Raw genomic sequence first — 22043 nt, 5'->3', positions numbered from 1 at the left:
GCACCGCGTTGAGGGCGTTGCGATATCGAGGCGCGTGCCGGTGCAGCGGGGATTGCAGCACACAGGTCTTCGACTGCCCGGTAAAAACAACGACAATCGCGGTGACCCGCGCAGGCTTTGCCCGCCTTGCGTACCTGTCCCTACCGATCCCGGAGCCCGCATGGTCGCCACGTTGTACCACTCCCCCAGCACCGCAGCGTTGGTGGTGCATTGGCTGCTGATCGAACTGGATATCCCGCACGCACTGCACCCGCTGGATTTCGAACGCGGCGAACACAAATCGCCGCAGTATCTGGCGCTCAATCCGGCCGGCGTGGTGCCCACGCTGGTGCTGGACGGCCAAGTGCTCACGGAAGCCGCAGCCATCGTGCTGCAGCTGGCCGATCTGCATCCCCAGGCCGGGCTGGCCCCGGCAGTCGGCACGCCCGAGCGTGCGGCGTACTACAAGTGGATGTTCTTCTGCGCCAACACCCTGCAGCCGGCGTACCGCGCCTGGTTCTATCCGAGCGAGCCTGCCGGGGCCGGGCAGGCCGAGGCGGCGCAGATGCACGCCCGCCGCAAGCTCGAAGCGGCCTGGACCCAGGTCGATGCGCATCTGCAGGCCCATGGCCCGTATCTGCTCGGCAAGACCGTGTCGGCGGCCGATTTCATGTTGACCATGCTGATGCGCTGGTCGCGCAACATGCCGCGGCCGACCGATACCTGGCCGGCGCTGCGGGCGCACGCAATGCAGATGAAGGCGCGCCCAGCATTCCAGGAAACCTATCGCCGGGAAGGCCTGACGGACTGGACCTGAACCTGCGTCCGCGCAATGCGTCGGCTGATCGCAGATGCCCATTCGGCCCGTTGGGTCGCGTCCGCCACATAGTACGATCGCGACACCAACCACACAGCAGGGGGGCTCGTCCATGTCGCATTCCGCATCGCGTCGAAAATTGCTGCAGTGCGCCTGTTGCGCGCCGATCGCGGCCGCTGCCGCGTCCCTGCCGTTCGCCATACGCGCGGCGCCGTCCAAGAAGACCGATTTGAATGCCGAGCAGGCGCTGCAGATTCTGCGTGACGGCAACAATGCATTCGTCCAAAACCGGCCCAGGAAAGTGATCTCCGACAGCAAGCGCCGTCTGGAGCTCGCGCTGGGCCAGACCCCGTTCGTCGTCCTGGTGTCGTGCTCGGATTCGCGCGTGCCGCCGGAGCTGCTGTTCGGCCGCGGCCTGGGCGAAATGTTCATCGTCCGCAACGCCGGCAATACCGTCGATACCACAGCGCTCGGTTCGATCGAATATGCAGTCAGCCAGCTCGGCGTGCCGCTGGTGGTGGTGATGGGCCACGAAAGCTGCGGTGCGGTGGCGGCGGCAGTGTCGGTCGTGGAGAACAACACGTTCTTCCCGGGCGCCATCGGCTCGATGATCGAGCCGATCGTTCCGGCGGTGCTGACCGCCAAGGCCAAGGGCGGTACCGACCTGCTGGCCGATTCGGTCAAGGCCAACGTCAAGCGTACCGTCGACCGCTTGCGCGCGGCGTCCGAACCTGCGTTGCTCGAACCATTGCGCGCTGGCAATGTGCGCGTGGTCGGTGCGTACTACACCTTGCAGGACGGCAAGGTGGACTTTTTCGACGTTTGAGTCGGGCGCAGGCAAGCCTCGGCCATCGCAATATGCTTTGGTCCGCCGGTAACGTGTCCTGCAGCATGGTTGCGTAAGACGAAAAGGCCGACATGCGCACATGCCGGCCTTCTATTTGATCGGCTCGGTACAGTTTGCCGATCAACTCCCTCGCACGATGCGCCGCCCGTGATGCAGGCGATCATCGGCAGCAGCGCTTGTCGTGAGCACCTACAACACCATTGACCGCTGCCAGAGCGATCAAGAAAAGTGGCCGGCAGTGGGCACGGGCGCATCGGGCTCGCAAAGTTGAAGTAGTACACACCGAACACCGACACCGGCTGCGCCCGCGTGGCAGTGAGCGCAGCCGGTGCTGGGAGTGCTTAGAACCACTCCAGCAACGACACGCCCACACCGATGTAGGTTGCCTTGTGGTTGTAGTCGATCATGCTTTCGCCGTAGCCATCGAACACCTGCACATGGCCGCGCAACAGGTTGGTGATCGGGAAGCCGTAATCCAGCTGCACCGAACCGTGCGAGCGGTCGCCGCCACGCAGCGAATGGCGCGCGATCAGCGCGAATTCGTGGCCGTCCTTGTTGTACACCAGCGTTGCATCGCCGCGGCCCATGTAATCCTCGATATCGGGATTGTTGTCGTCGGCGCGGTCTTCCTTGATGCGGAACCACGGGCGCAGTGTCAGCGCCCAGTTCTCCCGATCCAGCCCGAAGTTCAGGATCACCCGATTCCACGAGCGCGACAGCGGGTCGGCGCGCCCGTTGGACATGTGATTGAGGCTGATGCCGCTCATGCGGCCCTTCCAGCCGAAGACGCTGTAGTTGTTGCGAAAGACCAGCATCGCTTCGGGCTCGTAATTGGTCTCGCGGAACGGGCGCGACGCATCGGCGTTGTAGGCCTGCCAGCGCGAGCTCTGGGTGTAGCCCATCCAGATATCGCCGTTGTCGCCGAACAGGTCTTCCACCACCTTGGTCTTGAAGCTGAGCTGGAACTTGAGCTCGGTGCTGTCCAGCTGCTGCGGGGTATTGACCGAGTTGGCCGGATTCGGCGACTGCGGGGTGCGGTTGGTGTCGCTGGTCCAGAACGCCGGCAACAGGTACACCGGCTTGTAACCGCGTAGCTGGAAAGTGCCCAGCTTGGAGTCCTTGGCCAGTTCCCAGCGTCGGTCCAGCAACGAGCCGCGGCCGGCATTGGCCACGGCTTCTTCTTTCGGTTGGTCCTGGCCGTCGGCGCGGAAGAAATCGCCGACCCGGCTGATCGCGCGCGTATCGTCGGGCTTGGCCTCCTTCTGCTTGGCCAATTGCGCTGCGGCATCTGCCTCTGCGGTTTGCTGTGGCGTATAGCCCAGCGCCTTGTCGTAACAGGCCAGACGAGCGGCATCGGAGGTCACCGAGGTGCAGGCTTGCGGCGAGGCCGGCTGCGGTGCGATTTCCTGCGCATATGCCAATGGTGCGGCGGCCAGTGCGATCAGCATCAGGGGGCGGGTGTGGTGCTTGGACATGGGCAGTCTGGCCGAAGTGAAGGCGCCAGGCAGGCGCAGAGATGCGCAGCTTAATGGTCGCGTCTGCATACGCAGTGTGTACACGGCGGCATAACATTCGACCGAATCACCTCAACTCGGCGTTTGCTTGCAACGTGCCGCCCTAACACGGGCATGTGGATGGTGTGCCCCGCCACGCGTCAGCCACTGAGCGCGTGTGGCCGTCACGCGCTCATGGACAAAGAGTGCATGCACCGACCTCAAGCTTTTCCAAAGCCCTAGAAAAACCAGCCGATGGCGAACGCGCCCAGCATGCACAGGCCGAGCGCCAGCTTGGTGGCGGTGCCGAGCATGATGCCCACCCAGGTGCCGATCCCGACCTTCGTGGCCTGGCCGGACTTGCGTGTCTGGTAGTACTCGCCCAGCCAGGCGCCAGCGAACGGGCCGATGAACAGCCCGATCGGCATGAAGAAAATGCCTGCAATGCCCCCAATGACCGAACCCCACAACGCCATCTTGCTCGCACCTACCCGCTGCGCTCCGTACAGCGTTGCCAAGAAGTCGACCAGGTACGACAGCGCAGTGATCAACCCCAGCACGACCAGCGTCACCCAGCCGATGTTGGTGAAATTGTCGGCCCAGGCGGCGACCAGCAGGCCGGCGAACACCAGCGGCAGGCCCGGCAGGGCCGGCAGGATGACGCCAGCCAGGCCGATCAGCACCAGCGCTGTGGCCAAGACGTAGTAAACGACGGCGGTGTCCATGATGGTTACACAGGTCCTGATCAGGCTTGACAAAAAGGCGCAAGGGGTGCTTGAAAATTCATTTTGCGCAGGTTAAGTTGCAGCCGCTGCTGTTTGCAAAGGTCACCGTGAATCGTGGCCTGATGCGGTAGATCGTCTGATCCGCTACATCCTTGTACCTCGCTTCCTCCTTGCAATCACAGCCACCACCGCTAGTCCATCACAGTGTCGTAGGGAGTCAGTCGAGATGTCCAATATCGAACGCGAAAATGGTGTCGTGAAGTGGTTCAACGACGCCAAAGGCTTTGGATTCATCAGCCGCGAAAATGGCGAAGACGTCTTCGTGCATTTCCGCGCGATCCAGATCCAGGGCTTCAAAAGTCTCAAGGAAGGTCAGAAGGTCAGCTTCACGGTCGTGCAAGGCCAGAAGGGCCTGCAGGCCGATGCAGTGCAGGTGGTCTGAGCCGGCTGCGCGGAGCGCGGTAGCCACGCAACAAAAAGGCCCGTCGCCGGGCCTTTTTGTTGCGTGGCGACTGTGTTGTCGCGGCCGTTGCCGAAGGGCACTGCAGTGGCGGCACGTCTACGCCACCAAGCCGATGGATCAGCGCAGCACGACCTTGCCGTTGACCACGCGCACATACGCGTTCTCGCGCACGCCCGCCAGGTCGCGCTGGTTGACCACGATCACGCGGCCGTCGTCCATGCGCACCTGCACGTCGAAGCTGGAGCTGGTGACGTTGTTCTGGATGGCGTTACCTGCCAGCGCGCCGGCAGCGGCGCCGGCCACGGCCGAAACGTTCTTGTTGCCCGTACTGCCGCCGGTTTCCTTGGAAATCTGGCGGCCGGCCACCGCGCCCACGATGCCGCCGAGCACGGCGCCAGTGCCGGTCGGCGCGGTGCGGGTCGGGCCGACTTCGTCGATCCGGGTCACGATGCCGCAATCCACGCAACGCTGCGTCTGCGGGTAGCCCTGGTCATAACCGCGATCGCCGCGATAGCTGCCGTATTGGGGTTGGGAGGTGGCGCAGCCAACCAGGGTCGCGGTTGCAGCCAGGCCAATGACGAGCAGTCGGGTCTTCATGAGATCTCTCCGGGGTGGTTCGAAAAGGCGGCCGGGGCCGCGGCGACGTCATCCTGTGATGGTCCAGGTGAACGGCCCGCCAACTACGGCACTGCAGGCTTAACGAAACCCGAGCGTCGTATTCATCAAACCTCAGCGAAAGTCGCGATGGCAGGCCTCGCAAGCATCGGAGATGCGGGTGTGGAGTTGGCCTAGCTGCCTGCAATCGGTCGGCGTCACGCCCTGGGCCCGATCCAACACGGCACGCAATGCCTGTGCGTGCTCGCCGAAGCGGCGGTCCTCGCCAATCGCGGGGAAGGCCGGCTCGACTTCGTCGGCCAGCAGGCGCAGCGATTGCAGCCGCCGCTGTTGCTGCGCCGGCATGCAGGCGGCGCCTGCGTCCGGCCGCAGCGTGCGTAGCTGGTAGGCCATGATCTGCATCAGGCTGTCGGGCACCGGGTCGCGCCGCGCTCGTAGTGCGTTGGCCACCATGACCGTGGCGACCAGGCCGATCAGCAGGCCCAACACCAGCGTGAAGGCGTAGCGGGCCGCGCGGGACTGGGTGGGAGGCGGGGCGTGCATGAGGTGGCTCCTGGGACGCAACGTTCGTTGCGGCAGCGTGGGCGCGCCCTGAGCGGGGCGCGTAAAATAGGCCGATGAAAGCACAATGGCGTGAACGCTTTGCCGGTATCGACCGGCTGTACGGGGTCGGCACGGTCGAGCGCTTGTCGGCGTGCCGCGTGGCGGTGGTCGGCATGGGTGGGGTGGGCTCGTGGGTGGTCGAGGCATTGGCACGCACCGGGGTGGGGCACATCCGCCTGATCGATGCCGATGACGTGTGCGTGTCCAACACCAACCGGCAGCTGCCGGCGCTGGCCGGGCAGTACGGTCGCAATAAGGCGCGGGCGATGGCCGAGCGCTGCGTGGCGATCAACCCGGACATCGAAGCCGACGCGGTCGAGGCTTTCCTGACCTCGGGCAATATCGAAACCTTGCTGGGTCAAGGCTTGGACCTGGTGATCGATGCCTGCGACAGCTTTCGGGTCAAGGTGGAAACCATCGCCTGGTGCCGTCGGCGCAGGTTGCCGCTGCTGACCGTGGGTGCGGCCGGCGGGCGCACCGACCCCACGCTGGTGCGCGTGCGCGATGTCTCGCGCACCGAGCACGATGCGATGCTGGCGCTCATCCGCAAGAAGCTGCGCAGCGAATTCAATTTCCCCAAGAACCCGCAGCGCTACTTCGGCGTGCCCGCGGTGTATTCGCTGGAAAACGTGAAATACCCGCAGGCCGATGGCAGCGTCTGCGGCATCCGCCCACAGCTCGATGCCGATGCCACGCTCAAGCTCGATTGCGGGGCAGGGCTCGGTGCGGCCACGCATATCACCGGCACCTTTGCATTCGTGGCGGTGGGCAAGGCGCTGGACATGTTGCTCAAGCCCAAGGCTGCGGTGGCGATGCCGGCAGCCGAGGCGGTTGCGGCGTCGTGATGCGGCCTGCGCGCTGTCGTGCTGACCGCGCGCTAATGCGCACGCTGCGCTCAGTGCGGTAGGCCGAACAGGTTGCGTGCGTTGGCCGACGTCTGCGCAGCAATGTGCGCAGGATCTTGCCCGCGCAGCTGGGCGATGCAGTCCAATACCGTGCGCAGATACGCCGGCTCGTTGCGTTGGCCGCGGATGCCGGCGTCGGGCTGATCCGGCGCGTCGGTTTCCAGCAACAGGTGCTGCAGCGGCATGCGGGCCACCAGCCCGCGCAAGCGATTGGCGCGCGGGTAGGTCACCGGGCCGCCGAGGCCGATCATGAAATCCAGTTTCCACAACTGCTGCGCCTGCTCGGGGCTGCCGGCAAAGCTGTGCACCACGCCGCGCAGGCCACCTACCGCCTTGATGCGCGCGATGACCTCTTCGGTGGCGCGGCGGGCATGCACGATCAGCGGCAGGTCGAAGCGCTTGGCCAACTGCAGCTGAGCATCGAAATAGTCGCGCTGCGCGTGTGCATCCAGTCCGTCGACGAAAAAGTCCAGGCCGCATTCGCCGATCGCGCAGGGCCGCTCGCGTTCGATCCACTCGGCCAGCTCCTGCAGGTGCGCAGGGCGGTGCTGCTCCAGAAACAGCGGATGCAGGCCGTAAGCGGGGTGGAGGCCAGGCGCCTGATCGCAGACCGCACGCAGGCCCGGCCAACTGGCAGCGGTGATCGCCGGCACCACTTGCTGCATGACGCCGGCGGCCTGCGCGCGCGCGATCACCGCCGCGCGGTCGTGGTCGAACTCGCCTGCATCCAGATGGCAATGGCTGTCGATCAACCGCATCAGTCGCGGCGCACCGGTGCCGGCACCGGCGCCTTGCGGGTTTTCCAGTTGGCCAGCAGCAGCGTGGCCAGGCCGAACAGCAATTCGTCCAGGAACGGGATCGGATCCGGCATCACCATGTCGATCAGAAACAGCGCGGCGGCCAGCTTGAACAAGGTGGGATATCGCAGCGTGCTGGCCCAGTCCAGCGCGCGTGCGGTCAGGGGATTTCGCATGCGAATGCTCCGGCTGTTAGAGATGCATGAAGTAACCGCTAGCTGAACTTAACCGTCGTGTTCATGAGCGAGCGCCTTTTCGTTCAGGGTTCCCATGCTGGAATCACGGCCGTCAACAACGCGGTGCGTCCGCAGGGAGCTGGTTATGAAGAGCAATACGACAACTATACTGGTCGCTGCTGGTGCCTTGCTGGTCGGAGGCGTCGCCACTGCCGCTTTTATGAACAACCGCCCATCGTCCAGCGATTTTGTCGCCAACGGCCAGCCAGCGCCGCGCGGCCTGGAATATGCCGATGTGGTCAAGGTTGCCCCCATCACCCAGCGCGAGCCGCAGTACGCGCAGGTGATCAACAGCAACGCCGTCCGCGAGACCACCACCAGCACCTCGCCGCGTGAAGTGTGCCGCGATGTCGTGGTGCAGGAGCGTCTGCCCGAGCGCGACGGTAACGTGGGCGGCACCGTGGCCGGTGCGGTCATCGGCGGCCTGATCGGCAACCAGGTGGGCGGCGGCAACGGTCGCAAGCTGGCGACCGCCGCAGGCGCGGTGGGTGGCGGCTTTATCGGTAACCGCATCGACCGCAACCACGTTGGCGGCCGGGTGGTTGATCGCACAGAGCGCCAATGCCATACCGAAAATGCCAACTCGCAGTCCTCGCGCGTGGTGGGCTACGACGTGACCTATCGCAATGCCGATGGCACCACCGGCACCATGCGCATGGACAGCAAGCCGGGCGAACGCATCTCGCTGGGCGACGCCGACAACGTGGTGGCCTATGACGTCACCTACCGCTACGACGGCTTCGAAAAGACCGTGCGCATGAACGACAAGCCCACCAGCGACCGTCTGCCGGTGGTCGATGGCCAGCTGGTGACCCAGATGGCATCGACGGCGGGCGATTCCAACGTGCGCCAGGACGGTTTGAGCACCCGGCAGTAACGGGTAGGCCGAAGCGACGCGCAGTCAGCGCAGTGGTAAGAAAAGAGCCGGCATTGCCGGCTCTTTTCGTCTGCGCCATCCCCTGGAGCGGTGCACTGCCATGTTGGCCCGGTAACTGGCAGATAATCGCGCTTTCAGCTTGCGATGGAAGCCAACATGCCGGTGCACCCCGATGACCTGTTCGACGTACGCGCGCTGCTCACCGACGAAGAGCGGGCGGTGCACGACGCGGTCGCGCGCTTTACCGATACGCGGGTTGTACCGGCCATCGGCGACGCCTTCGATGCCGGGCGCTTTCCGCGCGAGTGGATTCCGGAGCTGGCGGAACTGGGGCTGCTGGGTGCCAGCCTGCCGGTACGCGACGGCGGTGCGGGCCTTGGCGCGGTGTCCTACGGATTGATCTGCCAGGAACTGGAGCGCGGCGACAGTGGCCTGCGCAGCTTCGTCAGCGTGCAATCGTCGTTGTGCATGTATCCCATCCACGCCTACGGAAGCGACGAACAGCGGCAGCGCTGGCTGCCGGAGATGGCGGCAGGCCGGGTCATCGGCTGTTTCGGCCTGAGCGAGGCGCAGGGCGGATCCGACCCGGCCGCGATGACCACCCGCGCGGTGCGCGAGGGCGAGGGCTGGCGTTTGAACGGCGCCAAGATGTGGATCACCAACGGCAGCATCGCCGGGCTGGCGATCATCTGGGCGCAGACCGACGACGGCGTGCGCGGCTTTCTGGTCGAGACCGACAGCGCCGGTTTCAGCGCGCACGACATTAGCCACAAGATGAGCCTGCGTGCGTCGGTCACCTCGGGCCTGTTCCTGGACAACGTGTTCGTGCCCGAGCAGATGCGGTTGCCGCAGGCGGCCGGTTTGAAGGCGCCGCTGAGTTGCCTCAACCAGGCACGCTACGGCATCGCCTGGGGCGCCATTGGCGCGGCAGTGGCCTGCCTGCGCGAGGCGCTGGCCTATGCCGGCGAGCGCATCCTGTTCGGCCGCCCGTTGGCGGCCACGCAAAGCGCGCAGATCAAACTGGCCGACATGGCGCGGCGGATTTCCACCGCCCAGCTGCTGGCATTGCAGCTTGGGCGCTTGAAGGAAGCCGGGACGCTGCAGCCGGAGCAGGTCTCGCTGGCAAAATGGAATAATTGCCGCATGGCGCTGGATGTGGCGCGTGAATGCCGCGACCTGCTGGGCGCGGCCGGCATCACCACCGAGCATGTGGCGATCCGGCATGCGCTGAACCTGGAATCGGTGATCACCTACGAAGGCACCGAAACCGTGCACCAGCTGGTGGTGGGCCGTGCGCTGACAGGACTCAATGCGTTTTAACGAGGAGTGGGGGTTTGATCAGCAAGGATGTGATGCGACGCCTGTTCGGCGTCTTCTGGACCATGTGTCTGCTGGTCGGCGCGAGCCTCGTGCCAGCACGGGCCAACGAGGCGCCACGCATGGCACCGACGCCGGGCTGGGTGGTGGCAGATGCCGTTTCCGAGAACGTGCCCGGCGCTGCGGGGCTGCGCTACGAGCTGGTGTCAGACCAGGTCGATCTGACCGGCCGCGTGCCGCAGGCTTACCGCCGGCTCAGCTACACCGTGCAGCGCGCCAAGAGCCTGGAGGAAGCCGGGCAGATTTCCATCGACTATCAGCCGCAGTACCAGCAGCTGGAGCTCAACAGCCTGGATGTCTGGCGTGCCGGCAAGCGCATCGATATGCGCACGCAGGCGCATTACGCCAAATTGCGGCGCGAGAGCGGGCTGGAAAATGGGTTGATCGATGGCGCGCTGACGCTGTCGATCACCTTGCCGGACCTGCGCGTGGGCGACCGCGTCGACTATGGCGTGACCATCAGCGGCAGCAATCCGGTGTTCGGCAAAGGCTATTACGACGTGTTCGAAGCGCGCTACGGCGTGCCGCTGGGCGAGCGCCGGGTACGTGTGCGCTATCGGGCCGACATGCCGCTGCAGTGGCGCATCAGCGCCCCGGGGTTCGGCCGGAACGTGCGTACGCTCGATGGGGTGACGCAGTTGGACATCGGCGCCCGCAACATCGCGGCGGTGCAGGAAGAAAAAGACGCGCCGGACGATGTGGACCCGTATGGCGCGATCGAAGTGTCCACCGCCGGCAGTTGGGGCGCGGTGGCGGCCTGGGCGTCGCAGCTGTATCCGCGTGCATTCAACCAGACGCAGGTGGCCGCCAGGATGGCGCAGAGCCTGACGTTGCGTCGCGACGACCCGCAAGGGGCGTTGCTGCGCGCCGTGGCGTTCGTGCAGGGCGAGATCCGTTACGTCGGGCTGGACATGGGAGAAAACTCGCACGCCCCGCACGCGCCCGAAGTGACGCTGCGCAACCGCTATGGCGACTGCAAGGACAAGGCGACGCTGCTGATCGCACTGCTGCAACTGGCCGGCATCCGCGCCGAGCCGGTGCTGGTCAACAGCGACAAAGGGCATGGGCTGGAAAAGCGGCTGCCCAGTCCGTACGCCTTCGATCATGTGGTGGTGCGTGCGCATCTGCCGCAGGGGGAGGTGTGGGTGGATGCCACGCGCGATCGCGAAGAGGGCCCGTTGGCACAGCGGCGACCACTGCCGTTCGTGCGCGGATTGCCCGTGATTGCAGGGCAGGACACGTTGGTTGAAGTGCCTGCGCCGATGCCCGCGTTGCCACAGATCGAAGTGAACGAAGAAATCTCCATTTCGATGCGCACGCCGCAGCGCTGGGCAAGCTTCACGGTGGACACCATCTATCGCCAGGGCCGCGGCGAGCGTGTCGCCAGCAGCTTCGACGACGATGGTGCGCAGACGGTGGGCGAGCACTATCTGGAATTCATGCAGCAGTACTACACCGCACTGACCCAGGTGAGCGTGCCAAGCATCGACGCTGCCGACCCGCTGAATGTGCGCACGCACGAGGCCTACCGGCTGGAGTGGCCAGCGAAGGAGGGCGATGAGCTGGGTTTCCCGTTGTTCCAGCTTGGCGAGTGGATGGATGCGTTACCGAAAGAGGCGCGCAAGAGCCCGCTGGCGCTGGGCGGGCCGCGGCTGGCGCGGCAGACCGTAAGCGTGCAAAGCGACCCGGCGACCCAGGTGGCAGCAGACACCCAAGTGGTCGCCAATCCGTGGTTCCGCTTCTCGCGCAGCATCGCGATGCGCGACGGAAAGCTGGTCATCGTGGGCGAGTGGCAGCGCTTCACCGACCGTATTCCGGCCAGCGGCGTGGCGCGTGCGGCTGCCGACATGGAACGCGCGCGCGACCTGCTGTATTTCAATCACGATCTCGCGCCGCGGCGGCGCACGCAGCCTCCGGACTGGCGTGCGCTCGGCTACCCGGTGGCCGGCTTGGCGGCCTTGGTGTTGTTGCTGGTGGCATGCTTTTTCTGGTGGCGCGGCGGTGGCCTGGGCGGAATCATGTTCGATCCACATGCCACGGTGACGCGGATGCCGCAGCATGCTCGGATGCGCCGGAGCGCCTGGGTTGTGTTTGCGGCCACCACGCTGCTGTCGGCGTGGGTGTGGCTGCATGCGCTGCCGCTCTGGGCCAAGGCCGGTGGCGTCAGTGTTGTGGTTGCAATCGCCTTGCTGGGATGCGTGTTGCTGAAGCAGATCCTGCGTTGGATGGGCAGCAGCGCCCGGCTTGGGACGGTGTTGCCGGCAATGGCCGGCTGTGCGTTGCCGTGGCTGGTGTGCCTGCTGGCGGCCGTGGTCGCGCTCAAGGGCCAGGTCGCATTGCTGCGCACCGGCGCGACCGATCCGGCCGGCATGGCGCAACTGGCGACATGCATCCTGCTGCTGATGCTGGGGGCGCTGTGGTGGTCGGTCTGTTCGGTACAGGCCGCCGCCGCCGCCGCCGGCTGTGCGCGCACGCGTGCGTTCGGCGCCTGGGCGCTGACGGTGGCGGCACTGGGCATCCTGATCGCGGTATTGAGTGTGCCGGTGGCGGTAGTGGTCCTGGCCTGACGCAGGTCGGCGCGGCAGTGCACGCAAAGCTGGCATCGGTGCGCCGCTGCTGCGTGGAGGGCTTTGCAAAGGCACGCGGGGCTGTGACACTGCCAGCCCCTTGTTGCTGCCGCGGAGCCAGCCAGATGTCGACCGTGCGTCCCCCGTTGACCGTGCATGGCATGTCCGGTTCCGGCAATTGCTACAAGGTGCGCCTGCTGCTGGAACAACTGGGCAGCCGCTATCACTGGGTCGAGGTGGACAGCGTGGCCGGGCAGACCCGCACGCCCGACTATCTGGCCAAGAACCCTAACGGCAAGGTGCCGATGGTCGAGCGCGACGATGGCCGCGTATTGACCGAATCCAACGCGATCCTGTTCTGGCTGGCCGAAGGCACGCCGTATCTGCCCACCGATGCGTGGCAGCGTGCGCAGGCATTGAGCTGGATGTTCTTCGAGCAATACAGCCATGAACCTTATGTGGCAGTGGCGCGGTTCATCAGCCTGTGGACGCCGCGCGATGCCGCACGCCGCGCCGAGTTGCCGCAGCTGCGCGCACGCGGCGAGCAGGCGCTGGCGGTGATGGAGCAGCACCTGCAGCAGCACACCTGGTTCACCGGTAGCGACTACGGCATCGCCGATATCGCACTGTTCGCTTACACCCATTGCGCCGAAGACGGCGGTTTCGATCTGGAGCGCTGGCCGGCGATCACCGCCTGGTTACAACGCGTGCAGGCGCTGCCGCGTTATGTGCCGATGCCGGCAGCTGCATCGGTGGCGGCATGAGCCGTCTGCGCGATCTGCACGTGGCGCGCTGCGTCAGCGCTGCGTGCTCGGCGGACGGCTGTCTTTACTCTCCGGCATCGGCATCGGCATCGGCATTCGCCGTGCGCCTGTTCGGGCGCGTACGACGCGTCGTGCGTGCCGGCCCAGCCCGGTTAGTCGCGGCCGGCCGGCAGGAGCGCTGACGATGTGCGGATTGGCAGGAATGTTGCTGGCCTCGCCGCGCCTGCATGGCGAACAGCTCGATGCGCTGGTGCGGCCGATGGGGGCCGCCTTGCGCCACCGCGGCCCCGACGATGCCGGCACCTGGTGCGATGCGCAGGCCGGCGTAGCGCTGGCGCATCAGCGCTTGAGCATTTTGGATCTGTCGCCGCTCGGCCATCAGCCGATGCGCTCGGCTGATGGCCGCTACGTGCTGGCCTACAACGGCGAGGTCTATAACTTCGCGCAATTGCGCGCAGCGCTTTCCGCGCTTGGGCATCGCTTCCGCGGCCACTCCGATACTGAAGTGCTGCTGGCGGCCGTGGTGGAGTGGGGGCTGGACGAGACGTTGACCCGCTGCAACGGCATGTTCGCCATTGCGTTGTGGGACGAGCGCGACAACTGCCTGTTCCTGGCCCGCGACCGCGTCGGCAAGAAGCCGCTGTACTACGGGTGGGCCGGCGACACCTTGGTGTTCGGTTCCGAACTCAAGGCCTTGTGGCAGCACCCGGATTTCGACAACGGCGTGGATCGCGATGCGCTCACCCTGCTGCTGCGGCTTGGCTATATCCCGGCGCCGGCCTGCATCCACGAGCACACCTTCAAGCTGATGCCGGGCCGCGTGCTGCGCATCGATGCACAAGCCGTCGCAGCCGGCGCGGCCGCGCATCGTCCCGATCAGGCGCAGCAACCGTTCTGGAACGCGCGCGAAGCGATGCAACGCGCGCTGGCGACGCCGTTCACCGGTACCGACGCGCAGGCCGAAGAGCAATTGGATCGCGTGCTGCGCGATGCGGTGGCCTTGCGCATGGTGGCCGATGTGCCGGTGGGCGTGTTTCTCTCCGGCGGCACCGACTCGTCCATCGTCACTGCGATGATGCAGGCGCAGAGCGCGCAGCCGGTGCACACCTTCAGCATCGGCTTCGAAGGTTCGCATCACGACGAAGCGCCGCTGGCGCGCGAAGTGGCCACGCATCTGTGCACCGACCACACCGAACTGTATGTCAGCGGCGCCGATGCGCTGGCGGTGGTGCCGAACCTGCCGGACATGTTCGACGAACCCTTCGCCGATGCGTCGCAAGTGCCGACGGCGTTGGTCGCACGGCTGGCGCGCGGCGGAGTCACGGTGGCGCTGTCCGGCGATGGTGGCGACGAATTGTTCTTCGGCTATGGTCGGTATCAGCGCGCACTGCGCAATTGGCGCATGCACGGCCTGGTGCCGGGCCCGCTGCGGCGGTTGATGGCGGTGGCGGCGCGCCGCAACGGCGAGTCCTCGCGCACCGGCGGCCTGGCCGCGCTGGTGGCCGAGGCCGGCGCACGCGGCATCGGCGATATCTACCGCAACCGCATTTCGCGCTGGCGCGATCCGGCCGCGGTGGTGCTGGGCGCCACCGAGCCCGACAGTTTCTACAGCCTGGCCGACCCGCTGCATGGGTCCGGTACGCCGGCCGACGCGATGATGCTGGCCGATTTTGCCGCCTACTTGCCGGACGATCTGCTGTGCAAGGTGGACCGCACCACCATGGCGGTGGGGCTGGAAGCGCGTGCGCCGCTGCTGGATTGGCGCGTGGCCGAATTCGCCTGGTCGCTGCCGCTGTCGCTGAAGTATCGCGATGGAGTGAGCAAGTATCTGCTCAAGCGCGTGCTGTGCCGCTACCTGCCGGACGCGATGGTCTACCGCGGCAAGCGCGGCTTCGGCGCACCGGTCAGCGCATGGCTGCGCGGCGATCTGCACGGCTGGGCAGACGATCTGCTGGCGCACGGCGCCCTGCAGCGCGAGGGCGTATTCGCCGCAGACAGCGTGGCCCGCCTGTGGCGCGACTTCAACGGTGGCGAGCGCAAATGGCATACGCATCTATGGACGGTGCTGATGTTCCAGGCCTGGCAGGCACACTGGCGCGAACAGCGGGCGGCTGTGGTGCGCTGACGCCTGGCGCTGCGGTGTGGACGCTGGTCGGCAGTGGGCAAAGCCTCCTGCGAACGTTGCCGCGCTCGCGTGTACGCACCGCCGCTTGCGCCACAGATGCCGGCGGCGTTTCACCAGCCCTGAGCATCCGGCTGGGTAGGGTGGGGCTCTGTTTTCCACGGAGCATTCCCATGAGCAAGCTCACCATTGCCGTACTGGTCGGCAGCCTGCGCGCCGAGTCGTATAACCGCCAGCTGGCGCGCGCGCTGGAGCATCTGGCCGGCGACAGGGCCGTGTTCGAGTACCTGGAGATCGGCGATATCCCGTTGTACAACCAGGACCGCGATGGCGATTATCCCGCCGAAGGCACGCGCCTGAAGCAGCAGATCCGCGCTGCCGATGCGGTGCTGTTCGTCACTCCCGAATACAACCGCTCCATTCCCGGCGTGCTCAAGAACGCCATCGACACCGGCTCGCGCCCCTATGGCGATAGCGCGTTTGCCGGCAAGCCGGCGGCGGTGGTGGGCGTCTCGGTCGGCGCGATCGGCACTGCCACCGCGCAGCAGCACCTGCGTAACGTGTTGGCGTATCTGGACATGCATGTGCTCGGTCAGCCGGAAGTGTTCCTGCAATACAAGGACGGCCTGTTCGGGCCCGACGAGCAGGTCGCCAACGCCGACAGCCGCAAGTTCCTGCAGGGCTTCATCGACCAGTTCCTGGGCCTGATCGGGCACCTCAAGCGCTGAGTTGACCACAGCGGCGCCGTGCGCACGTGCGGCGCCACGTTGGGACCTGAGTGAGGGCGGAAACCCAAACGGCGCAAGGGTCTCGGTACTTGCGACGGCCGGCGCGTAGAACGCTGGTGCACTGGCTATACACCAGTTATCCACAGAGTTGTGCATGGTCGCCGGCTGCGCCGATGACTATGCTTCCTGCCCTCGTCTCCTCGCGTCAGGTTTGTTTGTCCATGTCCGCTCGTCCTGGTTTCCGTTCCAAGCGCAGTCGTGATCGCGACGACGACGATTACGATCGTCCCGAGCCGCGTCTGGACCAGCTGCGGGTACCGCCGCATTCGGTCGAGGCCGAGCAGGCGGTGCTGGGTGGCTTGATGCTGGCGCCGGACGCGTTCGACCGGGTCAACGACCAGCTCACCGAAAACGACTTTTACCGGCGCGACCATCGGCTGATCTACCGCGCGATTCGCGAACTCAACGAGAAAGACCGCCCGTTCGATGCAGTGACCCTGGGCGAATGGTTCGAGTCGCAGGGCAAGCTGGAGCAGGTGGGCGATGGCGCGTACCTGATCGAGCTGGCCAGCACCACGCCGTCGGCGGCCAACATCGCCGCGTATGCGGAAATCGTGCGCGACAAGGCGGTGCTGCGGCAGTTGATCGAAGTGGGCACCACCATCGTCAACGACGGCTTTCAGCCGGAAGGGCGCGACAGCGTCGAGTTGCTGTCCTCGGCCGAAAAGGCCGTGTTCAAGATCGCCGAAGCCGGCGCGCGTGGGCGCACCGATTTCGTGGCCATGCCCGGGGCATTGAAGGATGCCTTCGAAGAGCTGCGCAACCGCTTCGAAAACGGCGGCAACATCACGGGTCTGCCGACCGGCTACACCGATTTCGATGCGATGACCGCCGGCCTGCAGCCGACCGACCTGATCATCCTGGCGGCGCGTCCGGCGATGGGCAAAACCACCTTTGCGCTGAACATCGCCGAATATGCGGCGATCAAGTCCAAGAAGGGCGTGGCGGTGTTTTCGATGGAAATGTCGGCCTCGCAGTTGGCCATGCGCCTGATCTCCTCCAATGGCCGCATCAATGCGCAGCGCCTGCGTACCGGTGCGCTGGAAGACGAGGATTGGGCGCGCGTGACCGGCGCGATCAAGATGCTCAAGGAAACCAAGATCTTCATCGACGACACACCTGGCGTGTCGCCGGAAGTACTGCGTTCCAAGTGCCGCCGGCTCAAGCGCGAGCACGACCTGGGCCTGATCGTCATCGACTACCTGCAGCTGATGTCGGTGCCGGGCAACAGCGAAAACCGCGCGACCGAAATTTCGGAAATCTCGCGCTCGCTGAAAGGCTTGGCCAAGGAGCTCAACGTGCCGGTGATTGCGTTGTCCCAGCTCAACCGCTCGCTGGAAACGCGCACCGACAAGCGCCCGGTGATGGCGGACTTGCGCGAGTCGGGCGCGATCGAGCAGGACGCGGACATGATCGTCTTCATCTACCGCGACGACTACTACAACAAGGAAAATTCGCCGGACAAGGGCCTGGCCGAAATCATCATCGGCAAGCACCGCGGTGGACCGACCGGCTCGTGCAAGCTGAAGTTCTTCGGCGAATACACCCGCTTCGACAACCTGGCGCACGACTCGGTGGGCAGTTTCGAGTAAGCGCTGCCGTGGAACGGCCGGGTGGTCATCCGCCGCCCGGCGGCATCGCGCCATCGTGGCGTCCGCTGGCTTATGCTGCGCAGCCTCATTGTTTGCTGCCGAGTTCGTATGTCATACGCCATCGTCTGGTTCCGTCGCGATCTGCGTCTGGAAGACAACCCGGCCTTGCGCGCCGCACTCGATGCGGGGCATCACCCGATTCCGTTGTACATCGACGCGCCGCACGAAGAGGGCGAATGGACGCCTGGCGCCGCATCGCGCACCTGGCGGCATCGCTCGCTTGCAGCGCTGGACGGCGCCTTGCGCGCGCTCGGCAGCGGGCTGGTCATTCGCGTCGGCAACAGCGCGCAGGTGCTGGATGAGGTGATCGCGCAGACCGGTGCGGTGGCGGTGTACTGGAACCGCAAGTACGAGCCGGCCACCCAGCCGCGCGATGCGCAGATCAAGCGCGATTTGCGCGAGCGCGGCATCGAGGTGCAGAGCTGCAATTGCGCATTGCTGTTCGAACCGTGGCAGTTGTCCACGCAGCAGGGCGGCCCCTACAAGGTGTTTACCCCGTTCTGGCGCAACGCGCTGACGCAGCTGCAATTGCCCGCCGCGATAGGTGCGCCGCGCAGTCTGCCGCCATTGCCTGCAAGCTTGAAGACCGATGCGCTCGACACGCTGCAGTTGGTGCCGGGCCTGCAGTGGGACCAGGGTTTCTGGGAGCACTGGCAGCCCGGCGAAGCCGGCGCGCACGAAATGCTGGAGATCTTTATCGACGGCGCGTTGTCTGGATATCGCGAAAACCGCGATCGCCCCGATCGCGTCGGGACCTCGCAACTGTCGCCGCATCTGCACTTCGGCGAAATTGCGCCGTGGCGGATCGCCAGCACCCTGGAGACGCATCGCACTGCGCGCAATGGCGCAGAAATCGATGGCTATATCCGGCAGCTTGGCTGGCGCGACTTTGCCTATCACTTGCTGCATCACTTCCCGGACACCACCAACCAGAATCTCAATCCACGCTTTGCAGGATTCGATTGGGCAACGGTCGATCCGGTTGCATTGCAGGCCTGGCAACGCGGTCGCACCGGCATTCCGATCGTCGATGCCGGCATGCGCCAGCTCTGGCATACCGGCTGGATGCACAATCGCGTGCGCATGATCGTCGCCAGTTTTTTGTGCAAGCATCTGCGCATCCACTGGATCGAAGGCGCGCGCTGGTTCTGGGACACGCTGGTGGATGCGGACCTGGCCAACAACACCCTGGGCTGGCAGTGGGTGGCCGGCACCGGCGCCGATGCGGCGCCGTATTTCCGTGTGTTCAATCCGGTCACGCAGGCGGAGAAGTTCGATCCGCAGGCCGCCTACATCACGCGCTGGGTACCTGAGCTCGGCAAGCTTGCGGTGAAGGAACGCTTCGCGCCGTGGCTGCATCCGTTGTCGCTGGCGCGGCTGGCACCGGAGTATCCGCGCACGCCGATCATCGGCCTGGCCGAAGGGCGCGATGCGGCGCTGGCGGCGTATGCGAAAACGCGCGGCTAGGCGCGCGGCAGGGCGAGCGAGCTCCTGATTGCGTGGTCAGCGGATGCTCGCTTCTGCGCGTTTTCTTCTGCAAGGCTGAGGCGTTGCACGCGTGTGCTGCTACGCTTGTTTCATGCATCAGTCAGTGCATTAGGCGCGGGCATGCCGCTGTCCAAGCAGAAAACGTTTTCCTGAATGCAGCACTAGCTGGGCGCGATTGGAGGCTGGTTTCATCATGCGCCAGTCGCGTGGGCCTGTTTATCCTCGCGCACACGATTGAGCGCCGGATGGTCCGGCCATAGGAGAACACCATGTCCCCAGCAGCCACCAAGAGTCTTGCCGTTGCATTGGCCAGCGCCATTGCGCTGTCCGCTTGCGCCACCGGCGGCTCGTATGTGCAGCGCGACCAATACGGCGAGCAGACGCAACAGCAGAATCGGACCGGCCGCAACGCCCTGATCGGTACCGCCATTGGTGTGGCTGCAGGCCTGCTCACCGGCGACAGCGCTACCGAGCGTCGTCAGCACGCAATGGTCGGCGCCGGCATCGGTGCACTGAGCGGCGCGGCAATCGGCCAGTACCAGGATCGCCAGGAGCGCGCACTGCGTGAGCGCACCGCCAACACCGGGATCGAAGTGCAGCGCCAGGGCGACAACATCACCCTGAACCTGCCCGACGGCATCACCTTCGACTTCGGCAAGTCGGCATTGAAGCCGCAGTTCTACAGCGCGCTCAATGGCGTGGCGTCTACCCTGCGCGAGTACAACCAGACCATGGTGGAAGTGGTCGGTCATACCGACAGCGTCGGCAGCGACGCGATCAACCAGCGTCTGTCCGAAGAACGCGCCGGCGCGGTCGCACAATATCTGACCGCACAAGGCGTGCAGCGTGAGCGCATGGAAACCATGGGCGCGGGCAAGCGTTACCCGATCGCCGATAACAGCACCGATGCCGGCCGCGCACAGAACCGCCGCGTCGAAATCCGCCTGATCCCGCTGCGTGCGGAAGGCGCGGCCAGCAACACCGGCATGCGTTGAGGGGATGCAGTGAATCGTGGCGGGTCGGATGACTCACCCGCGATGTACTGATGTACGCAAAACAGGCCGCGAAAGCGGCCTGTTTTTTGCTGCATGGTGTGATCAAGAGCAGCTAACCAATCGCTTGGGCTTAGAACGGTTGGTCTGCACGCTTTGAGGTCTCGATCTTTCTCACGTCATCGGGGCTAATGTGTCGGCGTAACTGTGGAACTTCAAAGCGCGGATCTGAGTGTTGCTGCAGGGCCCTTGCCCGCCCACCATCGCGGGACACGCTGCAAGTACGTCCATGTAAGCTCCGTGGCGGCATCCATGCCGCCACGGGTCCCGCGACGGTGAGCGGGCAAGGGCCAGTCGAGTTGGTCGCTGTATTTGTGCAAGCGATAGATGCGTTCGCTAGCGATTTAAGGAGGCGCGGCTAGCTCGCAGTGCTCAGGCGAGAAGGTATCTCCACCACCTTTCCTACGATGGGCCGCTTTCCGAGCGACCGACCAACGTTCTGGCGCGGTGTCCTCGCCGCTTGCGGGACCGTTGGCGGCATGGATGCCGCCATCGAGCCCCCATGGATGGGTTGACGGCGTGTCCCGCGAGCGGCGAGGGCACCGCGCGCGCGACCGAGTCGGCTTTGCGCTCATCGGGTGATCGCATCCGACGACGCCACGACTGACGTCTCGATCTTTCCCAACTCACCGCTTACGGCAGTGAGATCATTTGCAAAGCGAACGAGCTATCGTCGGCTGTAAGCGTGCGGTGACAGAAATGCATTCACTGCGTTGCAACGATGAACTTATGGCCTGCGCCAGACGGCAACCACCGCCGGCGCAGTCGATCCGGCACTACGCCGTGACGTTCTCCAGGATGCGCTTGCCTTCTGCACGCAATTCCGCCTCTGCGCCGACCTCGATCTTTGCATCGTTGTCGGCCTTTTGTGCGGCCAGACGGGCAGGGCACTGCGCCATCATGTAATCCGCATCGAAGTTCATGCGCGTCACCAAAAAGTCCACGAACGCACGCACTTTCGGCGACACCAATCGACCGCCGGCAAATACTGCATTGAAGTCCACCTCAGGCCCCGTCCACCCGGCCAGCACGCGACGCACCAGACCCGATTGCACGAACGGCTTGGCCATCACGTCGCCGGTGAGCAACAGGCCTTCACCGCACAATACCGCACCGTTGAGCGCAGCCGGATCGTTGGCCACCATCAGCGGATTGACCGGGAAATCGCGTACATCGCTGCCGTCGCTGAGCGACCAGAAAAAGCGGTTGTTGTGCACGTTGCGGTTCTTGCGCAAGGCCAGCGTGCGATGGAATTGCAGTTCGTCCGGATGCAGCGGCTCGCCATAGCGCTCGATGTAGGACGGGCTGGCGAACACCTGGGTGCGCAAGCTACCGAGCTTGCGCGCCACCAGATTGGAATCGGGCAGCGCGCCGACGCGCAATGCCAGATCCGCTTCGCCACCGATCAGGTCCAGCTTCTCGTTGCCCAGATGCATGTCCAGCTGGATTTCCGGATATTGCGCATGGAATTCGCCCAGCAACGGCGCGATCCAGGTAATGCCCAGCGAATACGGCACGGTAAAACGCAACCAGCCACGCGGGCCGGATTGCAGTTGTCCTACCGCGCTTTCGGCTTCTTCCAATTCGCGCGCGATGCGCTGGCAATGTTCGTGGTACACCGAGCCGGCTTCGGTCAGGCCGATGCGGCGCGTGGTTCGATGCAACAGGCGCGCACCCAACCGGGTTTCCAGTTCCTGCACCTTGCGGCTGACGGTGGTCTTGGGCAGGCCAAGCGCGTTGGCGGCCGCGATGAAGCTGCCTTGTTCGACCACCTTGACGAAGATCAGGGTGTCGTTGAGATCGTGAGTCATGGGATGCCTTCCGGGGGGTCAGGAGGGATTAGACCGCTTGCGGGACGATTATTCCCCTAAATCCG

The 22043-nt window shown here is 65.2% G+C and carries 20 protein-coding genes; 13 read left to right on the top strand and 7 right to left on the bottom strand.

All coding sequences use genetic code 11. The features are described 5' to 3' along the window. The first annotated feature begins 160 nt into the window (after positions 1–160). Positions 161–796 (top strand): glutathione S-transferase family protein, encoded by a 636-nt coding sequence (locus EO156_RS19330; RefSeq protein WP_003483541.1) that lies wholly within the window; start codon positions 161–163, stop codon positions 794–796. 187 nt (positions 797–983) lie between these two features. Next, a complete protein-coding gene (locus EO156_RS19325; protein ID WP_026006920.1) occupies positions 984–1622 on the top strand; it encodes a carbonic anhydrase in 639 nt (212 codons plus the stop codon). Between the two features lie 362 nt (positions 1623–1984). On the opposite strand, the gene EO156_RS19320 is transcribed toward EO156_RS19325, so the two are convergent. Then, on the bottom strand, positions 1985–3118 hold the full coding sequence (locus EO156_RS19320; RefSeq protein ID WP_016849522.1) for a phospholipase A: 1134 nt from the start codon (positions 3116–3118) through the stop codon (positions 1985–1987). Positions 3119–3375: 257 nt separating this feature from the next. Next, complete coding sequence (locus EO156_RS19315) at positions 3376–3861, bottom strand: DUF456 domain-containing protein (RefSeq protein WP_016849523.1); 486 nt, start codon at positions 3859–3861, stop codon at positions 3376–3378. Positions 3862–4087: 226 nt separating this feature from the next. On the opposite strand from EO156_RS19315, the gene EO156_RS19310 reads away from it, so the two are divergent. After that, positions 4088–4303: a cold-shock protein gene (locus tag EO156_RS19310; protein WP_003483561.1), complete on the top strand. Its 216-nt coding sequence runs from the start codon at positions 4088–4090 to the stop codon at positions 4301–4303. 138 nt (positions 4304–4441) lie between these two features. Here EO156_RS19310 and EO156_RS19305 read toward each other — a convergent pair whose 3' ends face one another. Together EO156_RS19305 and EO156_RS19300 are read right to left on the bottom strand one after the other, a co-directional pair. Next, the gene (locus EO156_RS19305; RefSeq protein WP_003483563.1) at positions 4442–4921 is read right to left on the bottom strand and encodes a glycine zipper 2TM domain-containing protein; all 480 of its coding nucleotides are present in this window, start codon (positions 4919–4921) and stop codon (positions 4442–4444) included. Between the two features lie 132 nt (positions 4922–5053). Next, the gene (locus tag EO156_RS19300) at positions 5054–5482 is read right to left on the bottom strand and encodes a hypothetical protein (RefSeq protein ID WP_016849524.1); all 429 of its coding nucleotides are present in this window, start codon (positions 5480–5482) and stop codon (positions 5054–5056) included. Positions 5483–5556: 74 nt separating this feature from the next. Between EO156_RS19300 and EO156_RS19295 the strand changes: the two genes are divergently transcribed. Continuing rightward, entirely contained in the window at positions 5557–6387 is an 831-nt protein-coding gene (locus EO156_RS19295) for a tRNA threonylcarbamoyladenosine dehydratase (RefSeq protein ID WP_016849525.1), read from the top strand. 50 nt (positions 6388–6437) lie between these two features. Here the strand turns inward: EO156_RS19295 and EO156_RS19290 are convergent, their stop codons facing one another. Then, positions 6438–7205, bottom strand: a complete 768-nt coding sequence (locus tag EO156_RS19290; RefSeq protein ID WP_016849526.1) for a TatD family hydrolase — start codon at positions 7203–7205, stop codon at positions 6438–6440. Next, entirely contained in the window at positions 7205–7420 is a 216-nt protein-coding gene (locus EO156_RS19285) for a DUF6116 family protein (protein ID WP_011050935.1), read from the bottom strand. The genes EO156_RS19290 and EO156_RS19285 overlap by 1 nt, the downstream gene beginning before the upstream one ends. A 145-nt stretch (positions 7421–7565) precedes the next feature. Here EO156_RS19285 and EO156_RS19280 point away from each other — a divergent pair, with 145 nt between their 5' ends. The 9 genes from EO156_RS19280 (at position 7566) to EO156_RS19230 (ending at position 20110) form a co-directional block, all read left to right on the top strand. Then, a complete protein-coding gene (locus EO156_RS19280; protein ID WP_016849527.1) occupies positions 7566–8357 on the top strand; it encodes a glycine zipper 2TM domain-containing protein in 792 nt (263 codons plus the stop codon). Positions 8358–8501: 144 nt separating this feature from the next. After that, positions 8502–9677 carry an acyl-CoA dehydrogenase family protein gene (locus tag EO156_RS19275; protein WP_016849528.1) on the top strand — a complete coding sequence of 392 codons (1176 nt, stop codon included), beginning with the start codon at positions 8502–8504 and terminating at the stop codon, positions 9675–9677. 62 nt (positions 9678–9739) lie between these two features. Further along, complete coding sequence (locus EO156_RS19270; protein WP_029828482.1) at positions 9740–12301, top strand: DUF3857 domain-containing protein; 2562 nt, start codon at positions 9740–9742, stop codon at positions 12299–12301. Between the two features lie 125 nt (positions 12302–12426). After that, entirely contained in the window at positions 12427–13065 is a 639-nt protein-coding gene (locus EO156_RS19265; protein ID WP_005925696.1) for a glutathione S-transferase family protein, read from the top strand. Positions 13066–13249: 184 nt separating this feature from the next. Then, positions 13250–15190, top strand: coding sequence for an asparagine synthase (glutamine-hydrolyzing) (asnB, locus tag EO156_RS19255; protein ID WP_011050940.1), 1941 nt, complete (start codon positions 13250–13252; stop codon positions 15188–15190). Between the two features lie 170 nt (positions 15191–15360). Further along, positions 15361–15915, top strand: a complete 555-nt coding sequence (locus tag EO156_RS19250) for an NADPH-dependent FMN reductase (RefSeq protein ID WP_016850352.1) — start codon at positions 15361–15363, stop codon at positions 15913–15915. Positions 15916–16136: 221 nt separating this feature from the next. Continuing rightward, complete coding sequence (locus EO156_RS19245; RefSeq protein ID WP_003483586.1) at positions 16137–17567, top strand: replicative DNA helicase; 1431 nt, start codon at positions 16137–16139, stop codon at positions 17565–17567. 108 nt (positions 17568–17675) lie between these two features. Continuing rightward, on the top strand, positions 17676–19094 hold the full coding sequence (locus EO156_RS19240) for a deoxyribodipyrimidine photo-lyase (protein ID WP_016850353.1): 1419 nt from the start codon (positions 17676–17678) through the stop codon (positions 19092–19094). Between the two features lie 290 nt (positions 19095–19384). After that, a complete protein-coding gene (locus EO156_RS19230) occupies positions 19385–20110 on the top strand; it encodes an OmpA family protein (protein WP_016850354.1) in 726 nt (241 codons plus the stop codon). 833 nt (positions 20111–20943) lie between these two features. On the opposite strand, the gene EO156_RS19220 is transcribed toward EO156_RS19230, so the two are convergent. Further along, positions 20944–21978, bottom strand: a complete 1035-nt coding sequence (locus EO156_RS19220) for a LysR family transcriptional regulator (protein WP_016850355.1) — start codon at positions 21976–21978, stop codon at positions 20944–20946. Between the last annotated feature and the right edge of the window lie 65 nt (positions 21979–22043).

Source organism: Xanthomonas sp. DAR33341, assembly GCF_003992815.1.
In the GTDB taxonomy this organism is placed as follows: Bacteria; Pseudomonadota; Gammaproteobacteria; order Xanthomonadales; family Xanthomonadaceae; genus Xanthomonas; species Xanthomonas cissicola.
The sequence above is the reverse complement of the archived record's forward strand: the minus strand, read 5'-3'. Positions and strand labels throughout refer to the sequence as shown.

Bases quoted from the DNA above. Each gene is read 5' to 3' on its own strand.
- EO156_RS19285 (WP_011050935.1), bottom strand. From the start codon at position 7,420: ATGCGAAATCCCCTGACCGCACGCGCGCTGGACTGGGCCAGCACGCTG.
- EO156_RS19280 (WP_016849527.1), top strand. From the start codon at position 7,566: ATGAAGAGCAATACGACAACTATACTGGTCGCTGCTGGTGCCTTGCTG.
- EO156_RS19290 (WP_016849526.1), bottom strand. From the start codon at position 7,205: ATGCGGTTGATCGACAGCCATTGCCATCTGGATGCAGGCGAGTTCGAC.
- EO156_RS19230 (WP_016850354.1), top strand. From the start codon at position 19,385: ATGTCCCCAGCAGCCACCAAGAGTCTTGCCGTTGCATTGGCCAGCGCC.
- EO156_RS19265 (WP_005925696.1), top strand. From the start codon at position 12,427: ATGTCGACCGTGCGTCCCCCGTTGACCGTGCATGGCATGTCCGGTTCC.
- asnB (WP_011050940.1), top strand. From the start codon at position 13,250: ATGTGCGGATTGGCAGGAATGTTGCTGGCCTCGCCGCGCCTGCATGGC.
- EO156_RS19295 (WP_016849525.1), top strand. From the start codon at position 5,557: ATGAAAGCACAATGGCGTGAACGCTTTGCCGGTATCGACCGGCTGTAC.
- EO156_RS19300 (WP_016849524.1), bottom strand. From the start codon at position 5,482: ATGCACGCCCCGCCTCCCACCCAGTCCCGCGCGGCCCGCTACGCCTTC.
- EO156_RS19305 (WP_003483563.1), bottom strand. From the start codon at position 4,921: ATGAAGACCCGACTGCTCGTCATTGGCCTGGCTGCAACCGCGACCCTG.
- EO156_RS19275 (WP_016849528.1), top strand. From the start codon at position 8,502: ATGGAAGCCAACATGCCGGTGCACCCCGATGACCTGTTCGACGTACGC.
- EO156_RS19270 (WP_029828482.1), top strand. From the start codon at position 9,740: ATGTGTCTGCTGGTCGGCGCGAGCCTCGTGCCAGCACGGGCCAACGAG.
- EO156_RS19310 (WP_003483561.1), top strand. From the start codon at position 4,088: ATGTCCAATATCGAACGCGAAAATGGTGTCGTGAAGTGGTTCAACGAC.
- EO156_RS19330 (WP_003483541.1), top strand. From the start codon at position 161: ATGGTCGCCACGTTGTACCACTCCCCCAGCACCGCAGCGTTGGTGGTG.
- EO156_RS19240 (WP_016850353.1), top strand. From the start codon at position 17,676: ATGTCATACGCCATCGTCTGGTTCCGTCGCGATCTGCGTCTGGAAGAC.
- EO156_RS19315 (WP_016849523.1), bottom strand. From the start codon at position 3,861: ATGGACACCGCCGTCGTTTACTACGTCTTGGCCACAGCGCTGGTGCTG.
- EO156_RS19245 (WP_003483586.1), top strand. From the start codon at position 16,137: ATGTCCGCTCGTCCTGGTTTCCGTTCCAAGCGCAGTCGTGATCGCGAC.
- EO156_RS19320 (WP_016849522.1), bottom strand. From the start codon at position 3,118: ATGTCCAAGCACCACACCCGCCCCCTGATGCTGATCGCACTGGCCGCC.
- EO156_RS19250 (WP_016850352.1), top strand. From the start codon at position 15,361: ATGAGCAAGCTCACCATTGCCGTACTGGTCGGCAGCCTGCGCGCCGAG.
- EO156_RS19220 (WP_016850355.1), bottom strand. From the start codon at position 21,978: ATGACTCACGATCTCAACGACACCCTGATCTTCGTCAAGGTGGTCGAA.